This is a genomic window from Streptomyces caeni (assembly GCF_042678285.1).
Classification (GTDB): domain Bacteria; phylum Actinomycetota; class Actinomycetes; order Streptomycetales; family Streptomycetaceae; genus Streptomyces; species Streptomyces caeni.
The window spans coordinates 1-16,605 of sequence record NZ_JBHUDX010000072.1 but is presented as its reverse complement, the minus strand read 5'-3'; the positions used below and the strand labels follow the sequence as shown (position 1 = coordinate 16,605).

Below are 16,605 nucleotides of genomic sequence, written 5' to 3'. Positions count from 1 at the left end.
ATCTCGGCACGATCCCCCGCCAGGCCGACGCCCCGCCCTTGAACACCCCGGTCGTCACCGCCCCCGCCGGGGGACCGACAGCCGCTGGGTGCGTCGTGCCGGTCGCCGCCACCCGGCGTACCAGGGCCACCGCCTCATGACCCGCCTCGCCCGCCACCGGCGGCTGGCCCTGTCGCTCACCGTCTGGTGGCTGCTGATCACCCTGGCCCTGTGGCTCCTGGGCCAGGCCCTGGATCAGCCAGCCGCCCCCACGGCATGTGCCGCTTCCGCCGGGTTGCTGGTCGCCGTCGGGGAAGCCGGTGACTGGCTGCGCCGTCGGTGGAGTGCCTATCTGATCGAGCGGAGGAGCCGGTCGTCATCCTCATGGCGCTGACCACAGGCGGACACCGGAGGGCCGCCGTGTCCTCATCTGCCGTGGCTGCCAGGCCCGTTCACGTACTGCGTCGCCGGCCGGTTCCGATCGTCGTTGGACCGGAGAGGGCGAGTGGCCCGACGATGCTGTGGCATCGCATCCTTATGGGGACCAAGGGGTAGGGGGCTGCGAGGATGAGTCGTGCTCGCCTGCGGCAGGGGAGGGTTTCGGACGAGATGTCCGCGAAGAACCGGCAACTGACCGTGCTGACCGTGCTGCCGTTCGCCATGATGGGCGTGGTCGCGCTGGTCGATGTCCTCGCGGGCTCCAAGGTCGGACTGCTGCCGATGGTGGCCGTGGGCCCGGCGTTCGCCTCCCTGGAGGGCGGCCGGCGGCGCGTCGCGTGCGTCGGGGCGATAGCACTGCTGCTCTGCCTGGGGCTGGGCTGGTACGACGACCTGACGGATGTACGACGCGCCTCCACGATCATCGCCTCGGTCGTGGGAGTCACCGTAGCGGGGTTCGTCGCCGTGTCCCTGCGCGAGCAGCGCGAAGAGGAACTGGAGAACGTCCGCTCGATCGCCGAGGCGGCCCAACGGGTGCTGCTCAAGCCGGTACCCCGTCTGGCCGGTGATCTCCGGGCGGCCGTCTCCTACATGTCCGCCGTCGCCGAGGCCCGTATCGGCGGCGACCTGTACGAGGTCGTCGCCGCGCCACAGGGCGTGCGGGTGATCGTGGGCGATGTGCAGGGCAAGGGTCTGGAGGCGGTGGAGACCGCGGCCGTGGTCCTGGGGGCATTCCGGGAGGCGGCCCTGGACGAGCCGGACCTGATCGGACTGGGCCGCAGACTGGACCGTTCCGTCGCGCGGCAGTTGGACGGGGAGAAGTTCGTCACCGCGATCCTCGCCGAGGTCAGGGACCGCGAGGTCACGTTCCTCAACTACGGCCACCCACCGCCGCTCCTGATCCATGCGGACGGGAGCGTGGCCTTGCCGGAGCCGCCCTGGTACACGCTGCCGCTGGGGCTGACGGCACACGCTCCCGCAGAACCCGCGCCGTTCCGGGCCGACTTCCACCCCGGCGACCAACTCCTGCTGTACACCGACGGGGTCACCGAGGCCCGGGACGACGACGGCCGTTTCTATCCGCTCGCCGAACGCTCCCATCTGCTGAAGGACGACGACTCGGAGGCGGCGCTCGAGATCCTGCGACAGGACCTGCTCCAGCACGTCAGCGGCCCGCTGCACGACGACGCGGCCATGCTGCTGCTCCGCTACCGCTGATGTGTGTGGGGGAGCGAGGCCGAAAGAGCGCGCCGAGAGAGCCGTCCGCCCGCGAGCGGCTGGCCGTTGGCCGGTGGGAGCAGCCACGGCACCCCTCTGGCGAGGGCGAACACTCCGGGCCGGAGGCAGTGGGCGAACTCTGGCGGCCGCACGGCATACCGGCCGGGCCGGCCTGGCGTGACCTGGACGGGCCGGGCAAGCCCGTAGAACCGGCCGCGCGTACCATCCCGGATCCGAGATCCGCGAAGTAGAGGCCGCTCACGGCCACGCGCACGCACTCCGTAGCGGCACACACGCGTGGGCGGGCGGCGTTGCGCCATCCGCCCGTCTCGTCACCCATCCCGGCCGGGCTGGGCCAACTCGCGGGCCTGGTCGTGACCGCCGTCGTCTCCGCCGTGATCGCCTCTGCCGAACGACACGGTCGAGGGATCGGAGCCTGACGGCACGCTGAGCCGTCCCCTGAGAACCGCCGCACAGAGCCGTCCCCTGAGAACCGCCGCACAGAGCCGTCCCCTGAGAACCGCCGCACAGAGCCGTCCCCTGAGAACCGCCGCAAAGAGATGGGCGGACCATGGACCTCGTCCTTGACCCGCCGGGTCATCGTCCTCGTGGAGCATGCCGCCGAGGACGGCACACCGGAGATCCTGCGCGAGAGCACTCTCCCGCTCACCGGCGAGGCCGTCGTCGACCGCATCATCACCGACCTCGCGGTCATCGACGTGACGGCCGTCGGCCTGCACCTTGCCGAGCGCGGGGCCCGCGTGCGGTCCGACGAGCTCAGGACGCTGACAGACGCGCCCGTGCACGGGCCGGTTCGCGCCGTGTCCCACGATCTGCGGCCGATGTCCAAAGCCGATGGAGCAGGCATGCCCCCTCGGCGATCCGGACCACGGCCGGTGGCCCTGCCGGCTCCGCGCGGCTGCCGCCTCGCGCTGCGCGGGTGCCGCCGGTGGCGCCGGCGATCGGCGCCGCCGGTGACGTGAGCGCGGGGCGAGGCGGCAGGATGCGTGCGGTCAGACGCGGCCCTTGAGCATGCCGTGCCAGTAGAGGGCGGGCAGACCGTAACGCTTGAGCACCCACATGTCGGTGCGCTCCTTGGTGGTGTTGACGAACGGCATGCTGGGGACGGGCTTCGGCTCGTAGTCGAACTCGGCGAGCAGCATCTTGTTGCGCGCCGTGACCAGTGGACACGAGGTGTAACCGTCGTAGCTCTTCGGGGCCCGGCTCTGGCCCTTCATCTCGGCCATCATGTTGGCGACCACGGTGGGAGCCTGCTTGCGTACGGCGGCACCGGTCCGCGCCGTGGGCAGGTTGGCGGCGTCGCCCAGAGCGAAGACGTTCTTGTAGCGGGTGTGCTGGAGGGAGTGCTTGTCGACCGAGATGTAGCCGACGGGCGTCCCGTCGGACAGCGGGCTGGCCTTGACCCAGTCCGGGGCGCTCATCGGCGGAACCGCGTGGACCATGGCGTAGTCGAGGGTCTCCTCGGTGCCGGCGGCGCGGTCGGCGATGGTCACCTGGCCGGCGGGGCCGTCGATGGCGACCATTTCAGAGCTGAAACGCACCTCGATGCCGTAGCGGGCTGCGACCTTTTCCAGAACGCGGCGCCAGACCGGCACCCCGAACATGACATCGCCGGGCAGCACGAGGATGACCCGGATGCGGTCGAGCACGCCCTGCTTGCGCCAGTAGTCGCAGGCCAGATAGGCGATCTTCTGCGGAGCGCCACCGCATTTGATCATGCCGGCGGGCTGGGTGAACACCGCGGTGCCCGAACGGGTCTTCTTGATGAGCTCCCAGGTGTGGGGGGCGTACTCATGGGAGTAGTTGCTGGCGACGTTGTTCTTCCCGATGGTCTTCTCCAGACCGGGGACCTTGCCCCAGTCCAGTTGCATCCCGGGGGCCATCACGAGGTAGTCGTAGCCGATGGTGCGACCCGTGGAGGTGGTGACGGTCTGCGCCTCGGGATCGACGGCGGTGGCTGCCTCGCGTATCCAGTTCACGCCCTTGGGCATGACCGAAGCCTCGGAACGGCGAGTGGTCTCCAGCGGGGCCTGGCCCCCGCCGACCAGCGTCCACAGTGGCTGGTACCAGTGGGTGTCGGTGGGGTCGAGCAGCGCGATGTCGGTCACGCCTGCGCGCCGCAGCCGGGCAGCGGTGGTGATGCCGGCGGTGCCTCCACCGACGATCAGCACGCGGTGGCGGTTCCGACCGGAGCCTGAGTCACGGGCCATCGAGGATTCCTTTCTAAACCACATTCCCAGTGCGGGGGCTCGAGCGCCTTATGGGGAGGGCCGAGCCTCCGCAGTATGAAGGGGAATCCCTCGATAAGCGTCCTTACGGTCGAGTATTTGCCTCAAAGGCAAAAAGCGGAAGATTATCGGCAGGCAGTTCGCTGGGGAGAAGCGGCCGACTGTTCGAGGGGAAAGCACCGCCTCGGCATCATCGGTCCGGCGCTCGAGCGGACACCGCCACCGACAGCGCCCAGTGGGCGCGGACCGCCCTATACGGGCCCGGGACCGGCCGACGGCTGATGTACCGGTGTACGAGAGGTGAGCCGGTTCTTGCCGTCATGCGCGTGCCTTCCGGCGTCACCACCGGTCGGCACCGCGCCGCACTCAGGGCCGCTGCCCGGTCATCCGGGCGGCCGACTCGATCGTCGAGCGGGCCTCGCGTTCCGTCAGGCCGGTGCGGATCGCCGCGTCGATCAGCGCGGGGGTCAGCTCGGGGCCGATCCCGTTCTCGTGCGCCCGGCAGGCGGCCCAGAAGAGGCGGGTGTTGCGCTGGCCCTCGTGTGCGGCGAGCACGAAGTGCACCAGGCCCCGGCCGTGCCGCCCCGTCGATGCGGGCGTGGTGTGACGGGCGTGGCGCGGCGGAGGCGTGAGCAGGCGCAGCAGCGCCGGCGGGCAGGGCGCCGGAGGCAGCTGGGCGGTGCCCGGTGCCGTGCGGTAGATGCCGTGTTCGGTGCGTGAACCGGGGCCGACCAGATATCCGCCGGCGCCCCGGACGTCGATACCGGGGGCCAGTCGGCTCGCCGAGTTGGGCACGACGACGTCCGGCGGGCCGCTCAGCCACAGATGGCGGCCGCCGCTCGGGGTCAGTACGACCACGGTCTCGGGGAGGGTGAACAGATGGCGCAGCGCGAGTTCGCGCAGGGCCGCGGAGGAATCGGTTCCGGACTTGGTGTCGAGATCGATGCCGATGAGGTGGTGGGGGTGCAGACCGCAGGCGATGCCGTAGCCGGTGGCCCAGGGCGCGGCGGAGAACAGCTCGCGAATGCGGCGCGGGTCGGTCGTCGCGTCGTACACCCCGTGCCCGGCGCGGCCGCATGCGCCGTGACAGGCGCGGGCCGACGGATCGGGGTCGTCGCGGTGGGGGGAGCGCAGGGCCGGCAGTTTCGTCCGGGACAGCGGGATCACCGCCAGTCCGTGCTCCGCGGCGGACAGCGCGTGGGCCAGGGCCAAGGTGGTGGCCTGCCGGTCGATGGTGGCCATGCCCTCATTTTCGTACGCACGTTCGAAAAAAGGAAGGGGTGGGGTGGTGGGGTGCTGAAACGCTTCAACCCTTGGTGCGCTTGGGGGTGTCGCCCCGATCGGGTCTGTATCTGCTATGTCCTATGGATTTGGGCGGTGAGCCTCGTCTAAAGGGGTTTATCCGTGTGTTCTCACGCTTGAGAGCGAATCGCAGCTTACGGGGTGATTCGGCGGGGACTGGTGGGCAACTCTGAAGGCGCGACGTCGTACACCGTCCAAGGTGGTCGGCCAACTGCCTTGGAAAAAGCGGTACTTCATGTACATCCCGGCGAAACAGGCCGGTCCCCCACCGGGTTCTGGAGGAATCACATGGCAAGCATCCGTACCGCCCGCGTCCTCGCCGCCGTCACGGCTCTGCCGCTCGCCGCCGCCCTCTTCGCCGGCGTCGCCTCGGCGGACACCGGCGCGTTCGCGGACGACGGATCGAACGCGGCCGTCGCGGGCGTGAGTCGCAGCGGGGTCGGGCACAACAACAGTGGCAATTCGTCCACCACGCAGCAGCAGGCGGTCGGCTCCGGTGCCTCGAACCAGAACAACACGGCCCAGGTGAACCGCTCCGGGTTCGCCTCCATCAACCAGAGGAGCGAGAACGTGGTCATCCACTTCACCCACCTGTGGTGAGCGAGGGGCCGATGCGCCGCCGTCGGCCCTGACGTCCGACATGCCCTTCCGGGGTGTGCTTTCCAGGTCACAGACGTCCGCGCGACGGTACTCCGGTGCCGTCGCGCGGACGCTTCTCGATGTCCGAGCCCGCGCGCGTGCCCGCGGACCATCAGGCGCGGAGGTCCCGGGGCGCGGGGACCTTGACAGCGACATGGATCTGACGGACAGTCAGAAACTTCTCCGTCGTTCGCGATCCCCTCGTCGTACGAGGTCCGGGAGGCCCCCGCCGTGCACCTCGCCCCCACCGAGCGCCAGCAGCGGCTGCGCGCCGAACTGCGCACCTACTTCCGCGAACTCATGCCCGACGGGCCGCCGCCCGCCGACGACGGCGCCCGCCGCCGGGCGCTGCTGCGCCGGATCGGCGCCGACGGTCTGCTCGGCCTCGGCTGGCCCGTCGCGTACGGCGGTCAGGGGCGCGGCGCGGACGAGCAGTTCGTGTTCTTCGACGAGGCGTACCGCGCGGGTGCCCCGGTGTCGATGGTCACCCTGAACACCGTCGGCCCGACGCTGATGGCGTACGGGAGCGAGGAGCAGAAGGCGTACTTCCTGCCGCGGATCCTCAGCGGTGAGACCGTGTTCGCGATCGGCTACAGCGAGCCGTCGGCCGGCACGGACCTGGCGTCGTTGCGGACCCGGGCCGTGCGGGTGGACGGGGACGGCGGTGCGGAGGGCCAGGGCGTCGGCGGTGCGGAGGGCTGGGGCGCCGGGACTGCGGCCGGTGGCGCGGTCGGTGGTACGGGCGGGGGTGCGGGCGGCGGTGCGGGCGGGGGTGCCCTCGGCGGTGCGGTCGGCGGTGCGGAGGGCCGCCCCGGTGGGGCCGGTGCGGGGTCCCACGACGAACGGTCCGACGGTCCGGAGGCGGGGCGGTGGCGGATCGACGGCCAGAAGATCTTCACCTCCAACGCCCAGCACGCCGACTGGATCTGGCTCGCCTGCCGTACGGATCCCGGCGCACCCCGGCACGAGGGCATCTCGATCCTCCTCGTCCCGACCGACGCCCCCGGGTTCTCCTGGACGCCGATCGAGACCGTGGGCGGGCTGATGACGACGGCCACCTACTACGACGGGGTCACCGTTCCGGCTGCGAACCTCGTCGGCGAGGAGAACGGCGGCTGGCGGCTCATCACCAGCCAGCTCAACCACGAGCGGGTGGCGCTCGCCGCGCTCGGTCTGCAGGCGGAGGACTTCTACGCGGCCGCGCTGGAGGCGGCGCGTACCCCTGATCCGGTGACGGGGCGGCGCCGGATTGACGAGCCGTGGGTGCGTTCCCGGCTGGCCGAGGTGCATGCCCGGCTGGCGGCGAACCGCCTGCTCAGCTGGCGTCTGGTGGGGGATGTGGGGGCCGGCCGGCTGGCGCCGGGGGACGCCAGCGGGGTGAAGTTCGCGGGAACGGAATCGACTGTCGCCACCTATCGCCTGTGTCAGGAGATCGTCGGGGCGCAGGCGCTGGTGCGGGCCGGCTCACCGGGGGTGTTCGGGGACGGCGAGCTGGAGCGGCTCAACAGGGCGGCACAGATCAACACGTTCGGGGGCGGAGTGAGCGAGGTGCAGCGGGAGATCGTCGCGACGATGCGGCTCGGGATGCGGAGGGGGCGGCGATGAGCGGCGGAGCGAGGGCGCAGGCGCAAGCGGAGGCGGAGTTCGCCGCTCGGCTGAAGACGTACGAGGGACGGCCGGCCGCGGTCGCGGGCGTCGGCAAGGACCGGGTCAACGAGCCGATGATCCGCCACTGGTGCGAGGCGATGGGCGACAGGCACCCCGCGTACACCGGCCCGGAGGCGATCGCCCCGCCCACCATGCTGCAGGTGTGGACCATGGGCGGCCTCTCCGGTCACGAGGGGCGCACGGAGGCGTACGGCGAGCTGCTCGGACTGCTCGACGAGGCCGGCTGCGTGTCGGTCGTCGCCACTGACTGCGAGCAGGAGTACCTGCGCCCGCTGCGGCCCGGCGACGAGGTCACGTTCGACGCGGTGATCGAGTCCGTCTCCGACCGGAAGCGGACGAAGCTCGGCACGGGGTACTTCGTCACGACCCGGATGGACGTCCGCGTGGGTGGGGAGCCGGTGGGGACCCACCGGTTCCGGATCCTCAAGTACGCGCCCGCGACCCCGGTCCCCACGACATCCGCAGCAGCGGCATCCGCACCCACGCGCGGGAAGTCCGGCGGCAGACGGCCCCGACCGGTGATCAACCGGGACAACGCGGGGTTCTGGGAGGGGGTCGGCCGCCACCGGTTGCTGATCCAGCGGTGCGCCGCCTGCCGGACACTGCGCTTCCCCTGGCTGCCGGGGTGCAACGCGTGCGGCTGTGGGGAATGGGACACGGTCGAGGCTAGCGGCGAGGGAACGGTCTACTCGTACGTCGTCATGCACCATCCGCCCTTCCCCGCCTTCGATCCTCCCTACGCGGTCGGCCTGATCGAGCTGGCCGAGGGCGTCCGGATCGTCAGCAACGTCGTCGGGGTGCCGTACGACAAGGTGCGCATCGGCATGCCCGTGCGCCTCGCGTTCGTGCGGTACGACGAGGAGCTGGAGCTCCCGGTCTTCCGGCCGGACGAGGCGCCGGAGACGCCCGGCCCCGGCTCTGGCCCCGTCCCCGGCTCCGGCCCCGGCCCCGGCTTCGGTCTCGGTCCCGGTCTCGGCCCCGTCCCCGGCCCCGGTCCCGGCCCCGGTTCCGGCCCCGGCCCCGGTCCCGGCCCCGGTCCCGGTTCCGGTCTCGGCCCCGGTCCCGGTTCCGGCCCCGGCTTCGGTCTCGGCCCCGGCCCCGGCCCCGGCTCTGGCCCCGGTCCCGGCCCCGGCTTCGGTCTCGGTCCCGGTCTCGGTCCCGGTCTCGGCCCCGGTCCCGGTCTCGGCCCCGGCCCCGGCCCCGGCCCCGGCTCCGGACCCGGTTCCGGCTCCGGTCCCGGCACGGGCGCATCGGCCGTGGCGCCCGGCCTCCCCGGCGGTGACGGGCGGCGGGGCGGTGGGCGCTGACATGGACTTCACGCCCACCGAGGAGCAGACGGCGGCCCGGGATCTCGCGGCGCGGATCTTCGGCGACCTCTCGACACCGGAGCGCCTGTCGGCGGCGGGCACCGGCAGCGACGCCGAGCTGTGGAAGGAGCTGTGCTCGGCCGGGCTGGTCGCGGCGGTGGCAGACGTCGGCCTGCTCGGCCTGGTGCTCCTCCTGGAGGAGCAGGGACGGACGACGGCGCAGGTCCCCTTCGCGGTGAGCTGCGTGTACGGGCTGCTGGCGGTGGCCGCGCACGGCTCGGCGGAGCAACGGCAGCGGCTGCTGCCGGGGATCGGGGACGGCGCGGTGGTGGTGACCGGGGCGCTGCCGTCCACCGGGGGCGTACGCGCGGCCGCCCGCGGGGAGCTGACCGGCACGGTGCCCCTCGTGCCCTGGCTGAGGGACGCGACGCATGTGCTCGTGGGGGACGGCCGGCGGCGGCTCTGGCTGGTGCGGACGGCCGACGCCCGATGCGAGCCGGTGGAGTCGACGGCGCCCTGGGCGGCGGGGCGGCTGACGCTGGATGCCGCCCCGGCGGAGCCCCTGGGGCCACCGGGCGCGTACGCCGACGTGCTCGCCACCGCGCGTACCGCCTTCGCGGGCCTGCAGGCGGGGGTGTGCGCGGGCTCGCTGGCGCGGGCCGTGGCGCACACCAACACCCGGGAGCAGTTCGGGCGTCCGCTCGCCGCCAAACAAGGGGTCCAGCTCCGGGCCGCCGACGCGTACATGGACACGGAGTCGATCCGCGTGACGGCGTACGAGGCGGCCTGGCGCCGCGACGCGGGCCTGCCGTACGCCACGCACGCGCTGACCGCCGCCTGGTGGGCGTCGGAGGCGGGCGCCCGGGTCGTGCACACGGGCCAGCATCTGCACGGCGGAGCCGGGGCCGATCTGGAGCATCCGGTCCACCGGCACTTCCTGTGGGGACGGCAGCTGGACGCCCATCTCGGGTGCGGGAGCGAAGTGCTCCAGGAGCTGGGGGAGTTGATCGTGAGCGGAGAGGAGGCGGTATGAGGGCCGGTGGACCGCAGGCCGGTGCGGTGCGGGCGGGGACCGAGCTGCCGCCGCTGGAGATCGAGATCACGCGCACGCTGATCGTGGCCGGGGCCATTGCGTCCCGCGACTACCAGGACGTGCACCACGACGCGGAGCTGGCCCGCGACAAGGGCTCCCCCGACGTCTTCATGAACATCCTGACGACCAACGGCCTGGTCGGGCGCTACGTCACCGACCACTTCGGCCCGGACGCTCTCCTGCGCAGGGTGGCCATACGGCTCGGCGCGCCCAACTATCCGGGCGACACGATGGTGCTGACCGGCACGGTGGAGGAGGCCCACGGGGACACGGCCATCGTGAAGGTGGTCGGGACCAACGGCATCGGCCGGCATGTCACCGGCACCGTCGTGGTCACCGTTCCGGGCGGAGGTGCCGGATGAGCGTGCGCACGAAGGACGCCCTCGGCCAACGGGCGGCGATCGTCGGGATCGGGGCCACCGAGTTCTCCAAGGACTCGGGGCGCAGTGAGCTGCGGCTGGCGGTGGAGGCGGTGCGGGCCGCACTGGACGACGCGGGTCTGCGGCCGGCGGACGTGGACGGCATGGTCACGTTCACGATGGACACCAGCCCCGAGATCACCGTGGCCCAGGCGGCGGGGATCGGCGAGCTGTCCTTCTTCTCCCGGATCCACTACGGGGGCGGGGCGGCCTGTGCGACGGTCCAGCAGGCGGCGCTCGCGGTCGCGGCCGGGGTGGCCGAGGTCGTGGTGTGCTACCGCGCGTTCAACGAACGCTCCGGCCGCCGCTTCGGCTCCGGGGTGCAGCACCGCGAACCGACGGCGGAGGGGGCCGCACTGGGCTGGTCACTGCCGTTCGGGCTGCTCACCCCGGCGTCCTGGGTGGCGATGGCGGCCCAGCGGTATCTGCACACGTACGGGCTGACGACCGAGGCCTTCGGTCATGTGGCCGTCGTGGACCGCGCGTACGCGGCGACGAACCCGGCGGCGTACTTCCACGGCAGACCGGTCACGCTCGCCGACCACGCCGCCTCGCGCTGGATCGCGGAGCCGCTCAGGCTGCTCGACTGCTGCCAGGAGACGGACGGGGGGCAGGCACTGGTGGTCACCTCCGTGGAGCGGGCGAGGGACCTGCCGCGCCCGCCGGCCGTGATCGCGGCCGCCGCGCAGGGCGCGGGCCGCGGCCAGGAGCAGATGACCGGTTTCTACCGGGGCGACCTGACCGGTCTGCCCGAAATGGGCGTGGTCGCCCGCCAGCTGTGGCGGACCTCGGGGATGGGACCCACGGACATCGATGTGGGAATCCTTTACGACCATTTCACCCCGTTTGTTCTGATGCAGTTGGAGGAGTTCGGGTTCTGCGAGCCGGGTGCCGGGGCGGACTTCGTGGCCGCGCGAAGCCTGCCGCTGAACACCCACGGAGGGCAGCTGGGGGAGGCGTATCTGCACGGGATGAACGGCATCGCGGAGGCCGTACGCCAACTGCGCGGCACGGCGGTGAACCAGATACCCGGCACAGCCCGCGCCCTGGTCACCGCGGGTACCGGCGTCCCCACCTCGGGCCTGGTCCTGACCGTGGACCGGTGAACGGACGCGGGGCGGCGGGCAGGCCGACCGTCCCGCCACGCGTCGTTCAGCGGCTCGTTCAGGGGCTCCTTCGAGGGTTCGTTCAGGGGCGGACTCCTCAGGGGCGGCCCCTCAGGGGTACGTGGAGGATCGTCCACCTCCAGTAGGTGGGGGCAGCCCCCCGCCTACAACCTGAGGCGGAGGCCGCTTCGGGACCTGCGGGCGATCCGCCGGAACACGGGGCGAACCTAGCGTGGAGCCATGACCACACCCGTCTGCACCAGCGCTTCGAACGCCGCTGCCTCGGCGAGGCGGACTCTTGCGTACCCGTCGTTCTCGTCGTACGTGAGGGCCCGCCAGCCGGTGCTGCTGCGCACCGCCCGGTCGCTGACCGCGAACCCGAGCGACGCCGAGGACCTGCTGCAGACCGCACTGGCGAAGACATACGTCGCCTGGGAGCGGATCGAGGACCACCGCGCGCTCGACGGGTACGTCCGCCGGGCGCTGCTCAACACGCGGACGTCGCAGTGGCGCAAGCGCAAGGTCGACGAGTTCGTCTGCGACGAGCTGCCCGAGCCGGAGGGCGCACCGGCCGCGGACCCGGCCGAGGAGCAGGCGCTGCACGACGCCATGTGGCGGGCGATCCTGAAGCTGCCCGCGCGCCAGCGGGCGATGGTGGTCCTGCGCTACTACGAGGATCTCAGCGAGGCCCAGACGGCGGAGGTGCTCGGCGTCTCCATCGGCACGGTCAAGTCGGCGGTGTCCCGCGCACTCGGCAAGCTCCGTGAGGACCCGGAGCTGGAGCCCGTGCGTTGAACATCACGTCACGAACGCTGATCGATCCCCTCGGGGCCTAGTGACATACCGCGTGGTATGTGCGCAGAATCTGCGCAACCCCTTACCACCGCGTAGGCAGTGTCGCCCCGGGAGGACACCGTGCTGAGCACCATGCAGGACGTACCGCTGACCGTCACCCGCATCCTTGTGCACGGTGTGCTGGTGCACGGGCAGTCCCAGATCATCACCTGGACCGATGAGGGCGAGCCGCGCCGCAGGACCTTCGCCGAGGCGGGCACACGCGCGGTGCAACTGGCCCATGCCCTCCACGACGACCTCGGCGTCCGGGACGACGACCGGGTCGCGACGCTGATGTGGAACAACGCCGAGCACGTCGAGGCGTACTTCGCGATCCCCTCCATGGGGGCCGTCCTGCACACGCTCAACCTCCGCCTTCCCGCCGAGCAGCTGGTGTGGATCGTCAACCACGCCGCCGACCGGGTGATCATCGTCAATGGCTCGCTGCTCCCGCTGCTCGCGCCCCTGCTGTCGAAGATGCCGACGGTCGAGCATGTCGTCGTCTCGGGACCGGGGGACCGTTCCGTCCTCGAGGGCGCCCACGCGCAGGTCCACGAGTACGAGGATCTGATCGCGGGCAAGCCGACGACGTACGACTGGCCGGAGCTGGACGAGCGCCAGGCCGCCGCCATGTGCTACACCTCCGGCACCACCGGCGACCCCAAGGGCGTCGTCTACTCCCACCGCTCGATCTATCTGCACTCCATGCAGGTCAACATGACCCAGTCGATGGGCCTGACCGACCAGGACACATCGCTCGTGGTGGTCCCGCAGTTCCACGTCAACGCCTGGGGCCTGCCGCATGCCACCTTCATGACCGGCGTCAACCTCCTGATGCCCGACCGCTTCCTGCAGCCCGCGCCGCTCGCCGAGATGATCGAGCGGGAGCGCCCGACGCACGCCGCCGCGGTTCCCACCATCTGGCAGGGGCTGCTCGCCGAGCTGACCGCCAGGCCCCGCGACGTCTCGTCCCTCACCCAGGTCACCATCGGCGGCTCGGCCTGCCCGCCCTCGCTCATGGAGGCGTTCGACAAGCTCGGGATGCGTGTCTGCCACGCCTGGGGCATGACCGAGACCTCCCCGCTCGGCACGGTGGCGAGGCCGCCGGCCCACGCGGTGGGCACCGACGAGGAGTTCGCCTACCGGCTCACCCAGGGACGCTTCCCGGCGAGCGTCGAGGCCCGGCTCACCGGGCCGGGGGGCGAGCGGCTGCCCTGGGACGGCGAGTCCGCGGGCGAGCTGGAGGTGCGCGGACCGTGGATCGCGGGCGCGTACTACAACGGCCCGGACGCCGAACCCCTGCGCCCCTCCGACAAGTTCAGCGAGGACGGCTGGCTCAAGACCGGCGATGTGGGCACCATCAGCCCCGATGGCTTCCTCACCCTCACCGACCGTGCCAAGGACGTGATCAAGTCCGGGGGTGAGTGGATCTCGTCCGTCGACCTGGAGAACGCCCTGATGTCCCACCCGGACGTCGCCGAGGCCGCGGTCGTCGCCGTCCCGGACGACAAGTGGGGCGAACGCCCGCTCGCCACCGTCGTCCTGAGGGAGGGCGCCAGCACCGACTTCACCGCTCTGCGCGCGTTCCTCGCCGAGGAGGGAAAGATCGCCAAGTGGCAGCTCCCGGAGCGCTGGACGGTCATCGAAGCGGTGCCCAAGACCAGTGTCGGCAAGTTCGACAAGAAGGTGATCCGCCAGCAGTACGCGGCGGGTGACCTGGACATCACGATGATCTGAAGCCGGGCATAAGGGAGTCGGGGCGGTGTTTCACGTGAAACACCGCCCCGACTCCCTTATGTGTTCTAATTCGTGCCGATACGGGCCAGCAGATCCACGATCCGCTCCTGCACCTCGGGGCTGGTCGAGCGCTCCGCGAGGAACAGGACCGTCTCCCCCGAGACCAGCCGGGGCAGATCGGCCTGGTCGACGGCGGCGGTGTAGATGACGAGCGGGGTGCGGTTGAGCAGGCTGTTCGCGCGCAACCAGTCGACGACTCCGGCCTGGCGACGGTGTACCTGCATCAGGTCCATCACCACCAGGTTCGGCCGCATCTGCGCGGCCAGCGTGACCGCGTCCGCGTCCGACGCGGCCCGTGCGACCTGCATTCCCCGCCGCTCCAGCGTTGCCGTGAGTGCGAGCGCGATCTCCGCGTGCTCCTCGATGAGCAGCACGCGTGGCGGGTGCTGCTCGGAGTCGCGCGGGGCGAGCGCCTTCAGGAGCACGGCCGGGTCGGCACCGTACGCCGCCTCGCGTGACGCCTGCCCGAGGCCCGCCGTGACCAGCACGGGAACCTCGGCGGCCACCGCGGCCTGGCGCAGCGACTGGAGCGCGGTCCGTGTGATCGGGCCGGTGAGAGGGTCGACGAAGAGCGCGGCCGGGAAGGCGGCGATCTGCGCGTCGACCTCCTCCCGGGAGTTGACGATGACGGGCCGGTAGCCACGGTCGCTGAGCGCCTGCTGGGTCGTCACGTCCGGCGCGGGCCACACAAGCAGCCGACGCGGGTTGTCGAGCGGCTCCGGAGGCAACTCGTCGTCCAGCGGCTGCGTATGGGGCTGGTCGGCGACCTCCACGGCACCGCCGGGACCGTCCAGGGGCTCGGGACCTTCGTCGGCGTTCTCGTCCGGAGCCCCGATGGCGTACGACCGTCCGGCGCCCTCGGAGACCGTGCTCAGAGGGGACTGCCCGGCGAGGGACGGCTGTGCCGGCAGCGGAGCCGACGCGGACTGCGGATGCGGGCGCGCCGCCGTCTCCTGGCGTTCACCCGCCGGCTCGGGGGGCGTACCGAGCTTGCGGCGGCGGCCCGCCCCGCCCGGCTGGTGCGGCGGAGGCGTCGAGGACTGCGGGCGGGGCTGGGCCTGCGGCTGGGCCGCCGCCTGACGGGCGAAGGGAACGCCCTGCCCGAGCGTCCGCACGTTGATCGCCCGTCCCTGCGTCGAGTTGGGGTCGACCGGCGCGTCCGCCTCGGCGGGCAGCGGCTGAGCCATCGGTGGCTGGGGGGTCCGTGGCCGGGCCGTCTGTGGCTGAGCGGGGTGCTCCGGAGGCAGCGGGGTGCCTGCCGATGGGGTGGGCCGCGGTACGGGCATACCGGCCCCGGAGGTGTCGGCCGCACCGGGCCATGCTTGCGGCTGCGCGGCCTGCGGGGGCGGGGGCATCGGAGTGCCCGGCGCGGGAGTGACCGTTCCGGGCGCCCCGCCGACGGGGGCGGCGGCCTGCGGAGGGACCGACTGCGGGCCCGGCTGAGCCGGCGCCATGGGCTGCGGCACGGCGGCGGGCTGTGCGGGCAGGGGCTGAGCGGGTGTGGCGGCGGGCTGTGCGGGCAGGGGCTGAGCGGGTGTGGCGGCGGGATCCGGCTGACCCGGAGCCGTTGCCACCGGCGCCGGCTGGGCACCGGGGACGGGCTGCGCGGGGCTGGGCTGCACAGGGGGAACGGGTGCACCGGGCTGTCCGGGAACGGGCCGGCCAGGAGTCGGCTGGGCCGGCACCGGCTGGGTCGGCACCGGCTGCCCGGGTGCCACCTGCCCGGCCGGTGCGGCCGGTGCGGCATGAACCGCAAGTCCCTGCGGAGGGACCGCCTGGGCTCCGGCCGTGGGCGCGGGCACGCCCTGCGCGGGAACGGGCTGCGCGGGAACGGGCTGCGCGGGCACGCCCTGCGCGGGAACGGGCTGCGCGGGAACGGGCTGCGCGGGCACGCCCTGCGCGGGAACGGGCTGCGCGGGAACGGGCTGCGGGCCGTGCGCGCCCTCCTGCGCGGGCACACCGGGGGCGGGCGTCGCCGGCGTCATCGGCCCCCCGGGCACACCCTGGGCAAGGGGCGTCCCTGTCGAGCCCGCCCCGTCCGGCCCGGCCGGCGGCTGCCCGGGCGCGGCGGCCGGGTGGGCGTGGCGGCGGCTCGCGGGCACCTCCACCGGATGCGGCTGCGGCGGCGTGTGGTCCTCGGCCGGGTCCTGCGGCACCGCGTCATGACGGCCCTCGTCGACCTGACCGGGAACGGGACCGGAGGCGGTGACGGGAGCGGGCGGCTGGGGTGTGCGGTCCGCCTCGGCCGGCGGCAGCGCGAACACGGTACGGGCACCGGAATCCGCGGCGGTGGCACGGTCGTTCGCGGCGGCCAGGGCCCGTCGGCGGCGCCCGGTCGGAGCTGCGGCGGTTCCCGCGCTCCCTGCGTTCCCCGCGCCCTCCGAGGACGGAGTGCCGGAGGCCGCGGGCAGCGCGGGCGGCAGCGCCTGCCCGTCGCCGACACGGCGGGCGCGCCGGCCGGAGGGTGCGGGCACCCCCTGCGGCGGCACGGTCTCTCCCAGCCCGGTGGCGGGCGCCCCCGCGGCGTGCTCGGCGGCGGTCACCACCGCGCCCTCG

13 protein-coding genes and 1 pseudogene are annotated in these 16,605 nt (G+C 72.7%); 11 read left to right on the top strand and 3 right to left on the bottom strand.

Translation table 11 applies throughout. From position 1 onward, the window contains the following. The first annotated feature begins 136 nt into the window (after positions 1 to 136). From ACFSL4_RS24540 to ACFSL4_RS24530, 3 genes are all read left to right on the top strand, one after another. Positions 137 to 373, top strand: a complete 237-nt coding sequence (locus tag ACFSL4_RS24540; RefSeq protein ID WP_381086902.1) for a hypothetical protein — start codon at positions 137 to 139, stop codon at positions 371 to 373. Positions 374 to 588: 215 nt separating this feature from the next. After that, a complete protein-coding gene (locus ACFSL4_RS24535; protein ID WP_381086899.1) occupies positions 589 to 1,635 on the top strand; it encodes a PP2C family protein-serine/threonine phosphatase in 1,047 nt (348 codons plus the stop codon). A gap of 584 nt (positions 1,636 to 2,219) precedes the next feature. Further along, entirely contained in the window at positions 2,220 to 2,618 is a 399-nt protein-coding gene (locus ACFSL4_RS24530) for a hypothetical protein (RefSeq protein ID WP_381086896.1), read from the top strand. A gap of 30 nt (positions 2,619 to 2,648) precedes the next feature. Here ACFSL4_RS24530 and ACFSL4_RS24525 read toward each other — a convergent pair whose 3' ends face one another. Further along, positions 2,649 to 3,866 carry an NAD(P)/FAD-dependent oxidoreductase gene (locus tag ACFSL4_RS24525; RefSeq protein WP_381086893.1) on the bottom strand — a complete coding sequence of 406 codons (1,218 nt, stop codon included), beginning with the start codon at positions 3,864 to 3,866 and terminating at the stop codon, positions 2,649 to 2,651. A 384-nt stretch (positions 3,867 to 4,250) separates the two neighbouring features. Then, entirely contained in the window at positions 4,251 to 5,126 is an 876-nt protein-coding gene (locus ACFSL4_RS24520) for a bifunctional DNA primase/polymerase (RefSeq protein ID WP_381086890.1), read from the bottom strand. A 348-nt stretch (positions 5,127 to 5,474) separates the two neighbouring features. On the opposite strand from ACFSL4_RS24520, the gene ACFSL4_RS24515 reads away from it, so the two are divergent. From ACFSL4_RS24515 to ACFSL4_RS24480, 8 genes and pseudogenes are all read left to right on the top strand, one after another. Next, positions 5,475 to 5,786: a hypothetical protein gene (locus tag ACFSL4_RS24515; RefSeq protein ID WP_381086887.1), complete on the top strand. Its 312-nt coding sequence runs from the start codon at positions 5,475 to 5,477 to the stop codon at positions 5,784 to 5,786. A gap of 270 nt (positions 5,787 to 6,056) precedes the next feature. Beyond that, positions 6,057 to 7,430 carry an acyl-CoA dehydrogenase family protein gene (locus ACFSL4_RS24510; protein WP_381086884.1) on the top strand — a complete coding sequence of 458 codons (1,374 nt, stop codon included), beginning with the start codon at positions 6,057 to 6,059 and terminating at the stop codon, positions 7,428 to 7,430. After that, a pseudogene (locus ACFSL4_RS24505) lies at positions 7,427 to 8,386 on the top strand (bifunctional MaoC family dehydratase N-terminal/OB-fold nucleic acid binding domain-containing protein); the annotation flags it as partial. The gene ACFSL4_RS24510 and the pseudogene ACFSL4_RS24505, both read left to right, overlap by 4 nt. Before the next feature lie 415 nt (positions 8,387 to 8,801). Then, positions 8,802 to 9,833: an acyl-CoA dehydrogenase family protein gene (locus ACFSL4_RS24500; protein ID WP_381086881.1), complete on the top strand. Its 1,032-nt coding sequence runs from the start codon at positions 8,802 to 8,804 to the stop codon at positions 9,831 to 9,833. Further along, positions 9,830 to 10,255, top strand: coding sequence for a hotdog family protein (locus ACFSL4_RS24495; RefSeq protein WP_381086878.1), 426 nt, complete (start codon positions 9,830 to 9,832; stop codon positions 10,253 to 10,255). The genes ACFSL4_RS24500 and ACFSL4_RS24495 overlap by 4 nt, the downstream gene beginning before the upstream one ends. Next, positions 10,252 to 11,418 carry a lipid-transfer protein gene (locus ACFSL4_RS24490; RefSeq protein ID WP_381086876.1) on the top strand — a complete coding sequence of 389 codons (1,167 nt, stop codon included), beginning with the start codon at positions 10,252 to 10,254 and terminating at the stop codon, positions 11,416 to 11,418. The genes ACFSL4_RS24495 and ACFSL4_RS24490 overlap by 4 nt, the downstream gene beginning before the upstream one ends. Positions 11,419 to 11,658: 240 nt before the next feature. Continuing rightward, positions 11,659 to 12,213 (top strand): SigE family RNA polymerase sigma factor, encoded by a 555-nt coding sequence (locus tag ACFSL4_RS24485; protein ID WP_381086873.1) that lies wholly within the window; start codon positions 11,659 to 11,661, stop codon positions 12,211 to 12,213. 99 nt (positions 12,214 to 12,312) lie between these two features. Further along, complete coding sequence (locus ACFSL4_RS24480; RefSeq protein WP_381086870.1) at positions 12,313 to 13,989, top strand: long-chain fatty acid--CoA ligase; 1,677 nt, start codon at positions 12,313 to 12,315, stop codon at positions 13,987 to 13,989. A gap of 65 nt (positions 13,990 to 14,054) precedes the next feature. On the opposite strand, the gene ACFSL4_RS24475 is transcribed toward ACFSL4_RS24480, so the two are convergent. After that, positions 14,055 to 16,605 (bottom strand): response regulator (locus ACFSL4_RS24475; RefSeq protein WP_381086867.1); only part of this gene is annotated, 2,551 nt, incomplete at its 5' end.

Coding starts and splice junctions, on each gene's coding strand:
- ACFSL4_RS24540 (WP_381086902.1), top strand. CDS start 137: ATGACCCGCCTCGCCCGCCACCGGCGGCTGGCCCTGTCGCTCACCGTC.
- ACFSL4_RS24535 (WP_381086899.1), top strand. CDS start 589: ATGTCCGCGAAGAACCGGCAACTGACCGTGCTGACCGTGCTGCCGTTC.
- ACFSL4_RS24525 (WP_381086893.1), bottom strand. CDS start 3,866: ATGGCCCGTGACTCAGGCTCCGGTCGGAACCGCCACCGCGTGCTGATC.
- ACFSL4_RS24520 (WP_381086890.1), bottom strand. CDS start 5,126: ATGGCCACCATCGACCGGCAGGCCACCACCTTGGCCCTGGCCCACGCG.
- ACFSL4_RS24515 (WP_381086887.1), top strand. CDS start 5,475: ATGGCAAGCATCCGTACCGCCCGCGTCCTCGCCGCCGTCACGGCTCTG.
- ACFSL4_RS24500 (WP_381086881.1), top strand. CDS start 8,802: ATGGACTTCACGCCCACCGAGGAGCAGACGGCGGCCCGGGATCTCGCG.
- ACFSL4_RS24495 (WP_381086878.1), top strand. CDS start 9,830: ATGAGGGCCGGTGGACCGCAGGCCGGTGCGGTGCGGGCGGGGACCGAG.
- ACFSL4_RS24490 (WP_381086876.1), top strand. CDS start 10,252: ATGAGCGTGCGCACGAAGGACGCCCTCGGCCAACGGGCGGCGATCGTC.
- ACFSL4_RS24485 (WP_381086873.1), top strand. CDS start 11,659: ATGACCACACCCGTCTGCACCAGCGCTTCGAACGCCGCTGCCTCGGCG.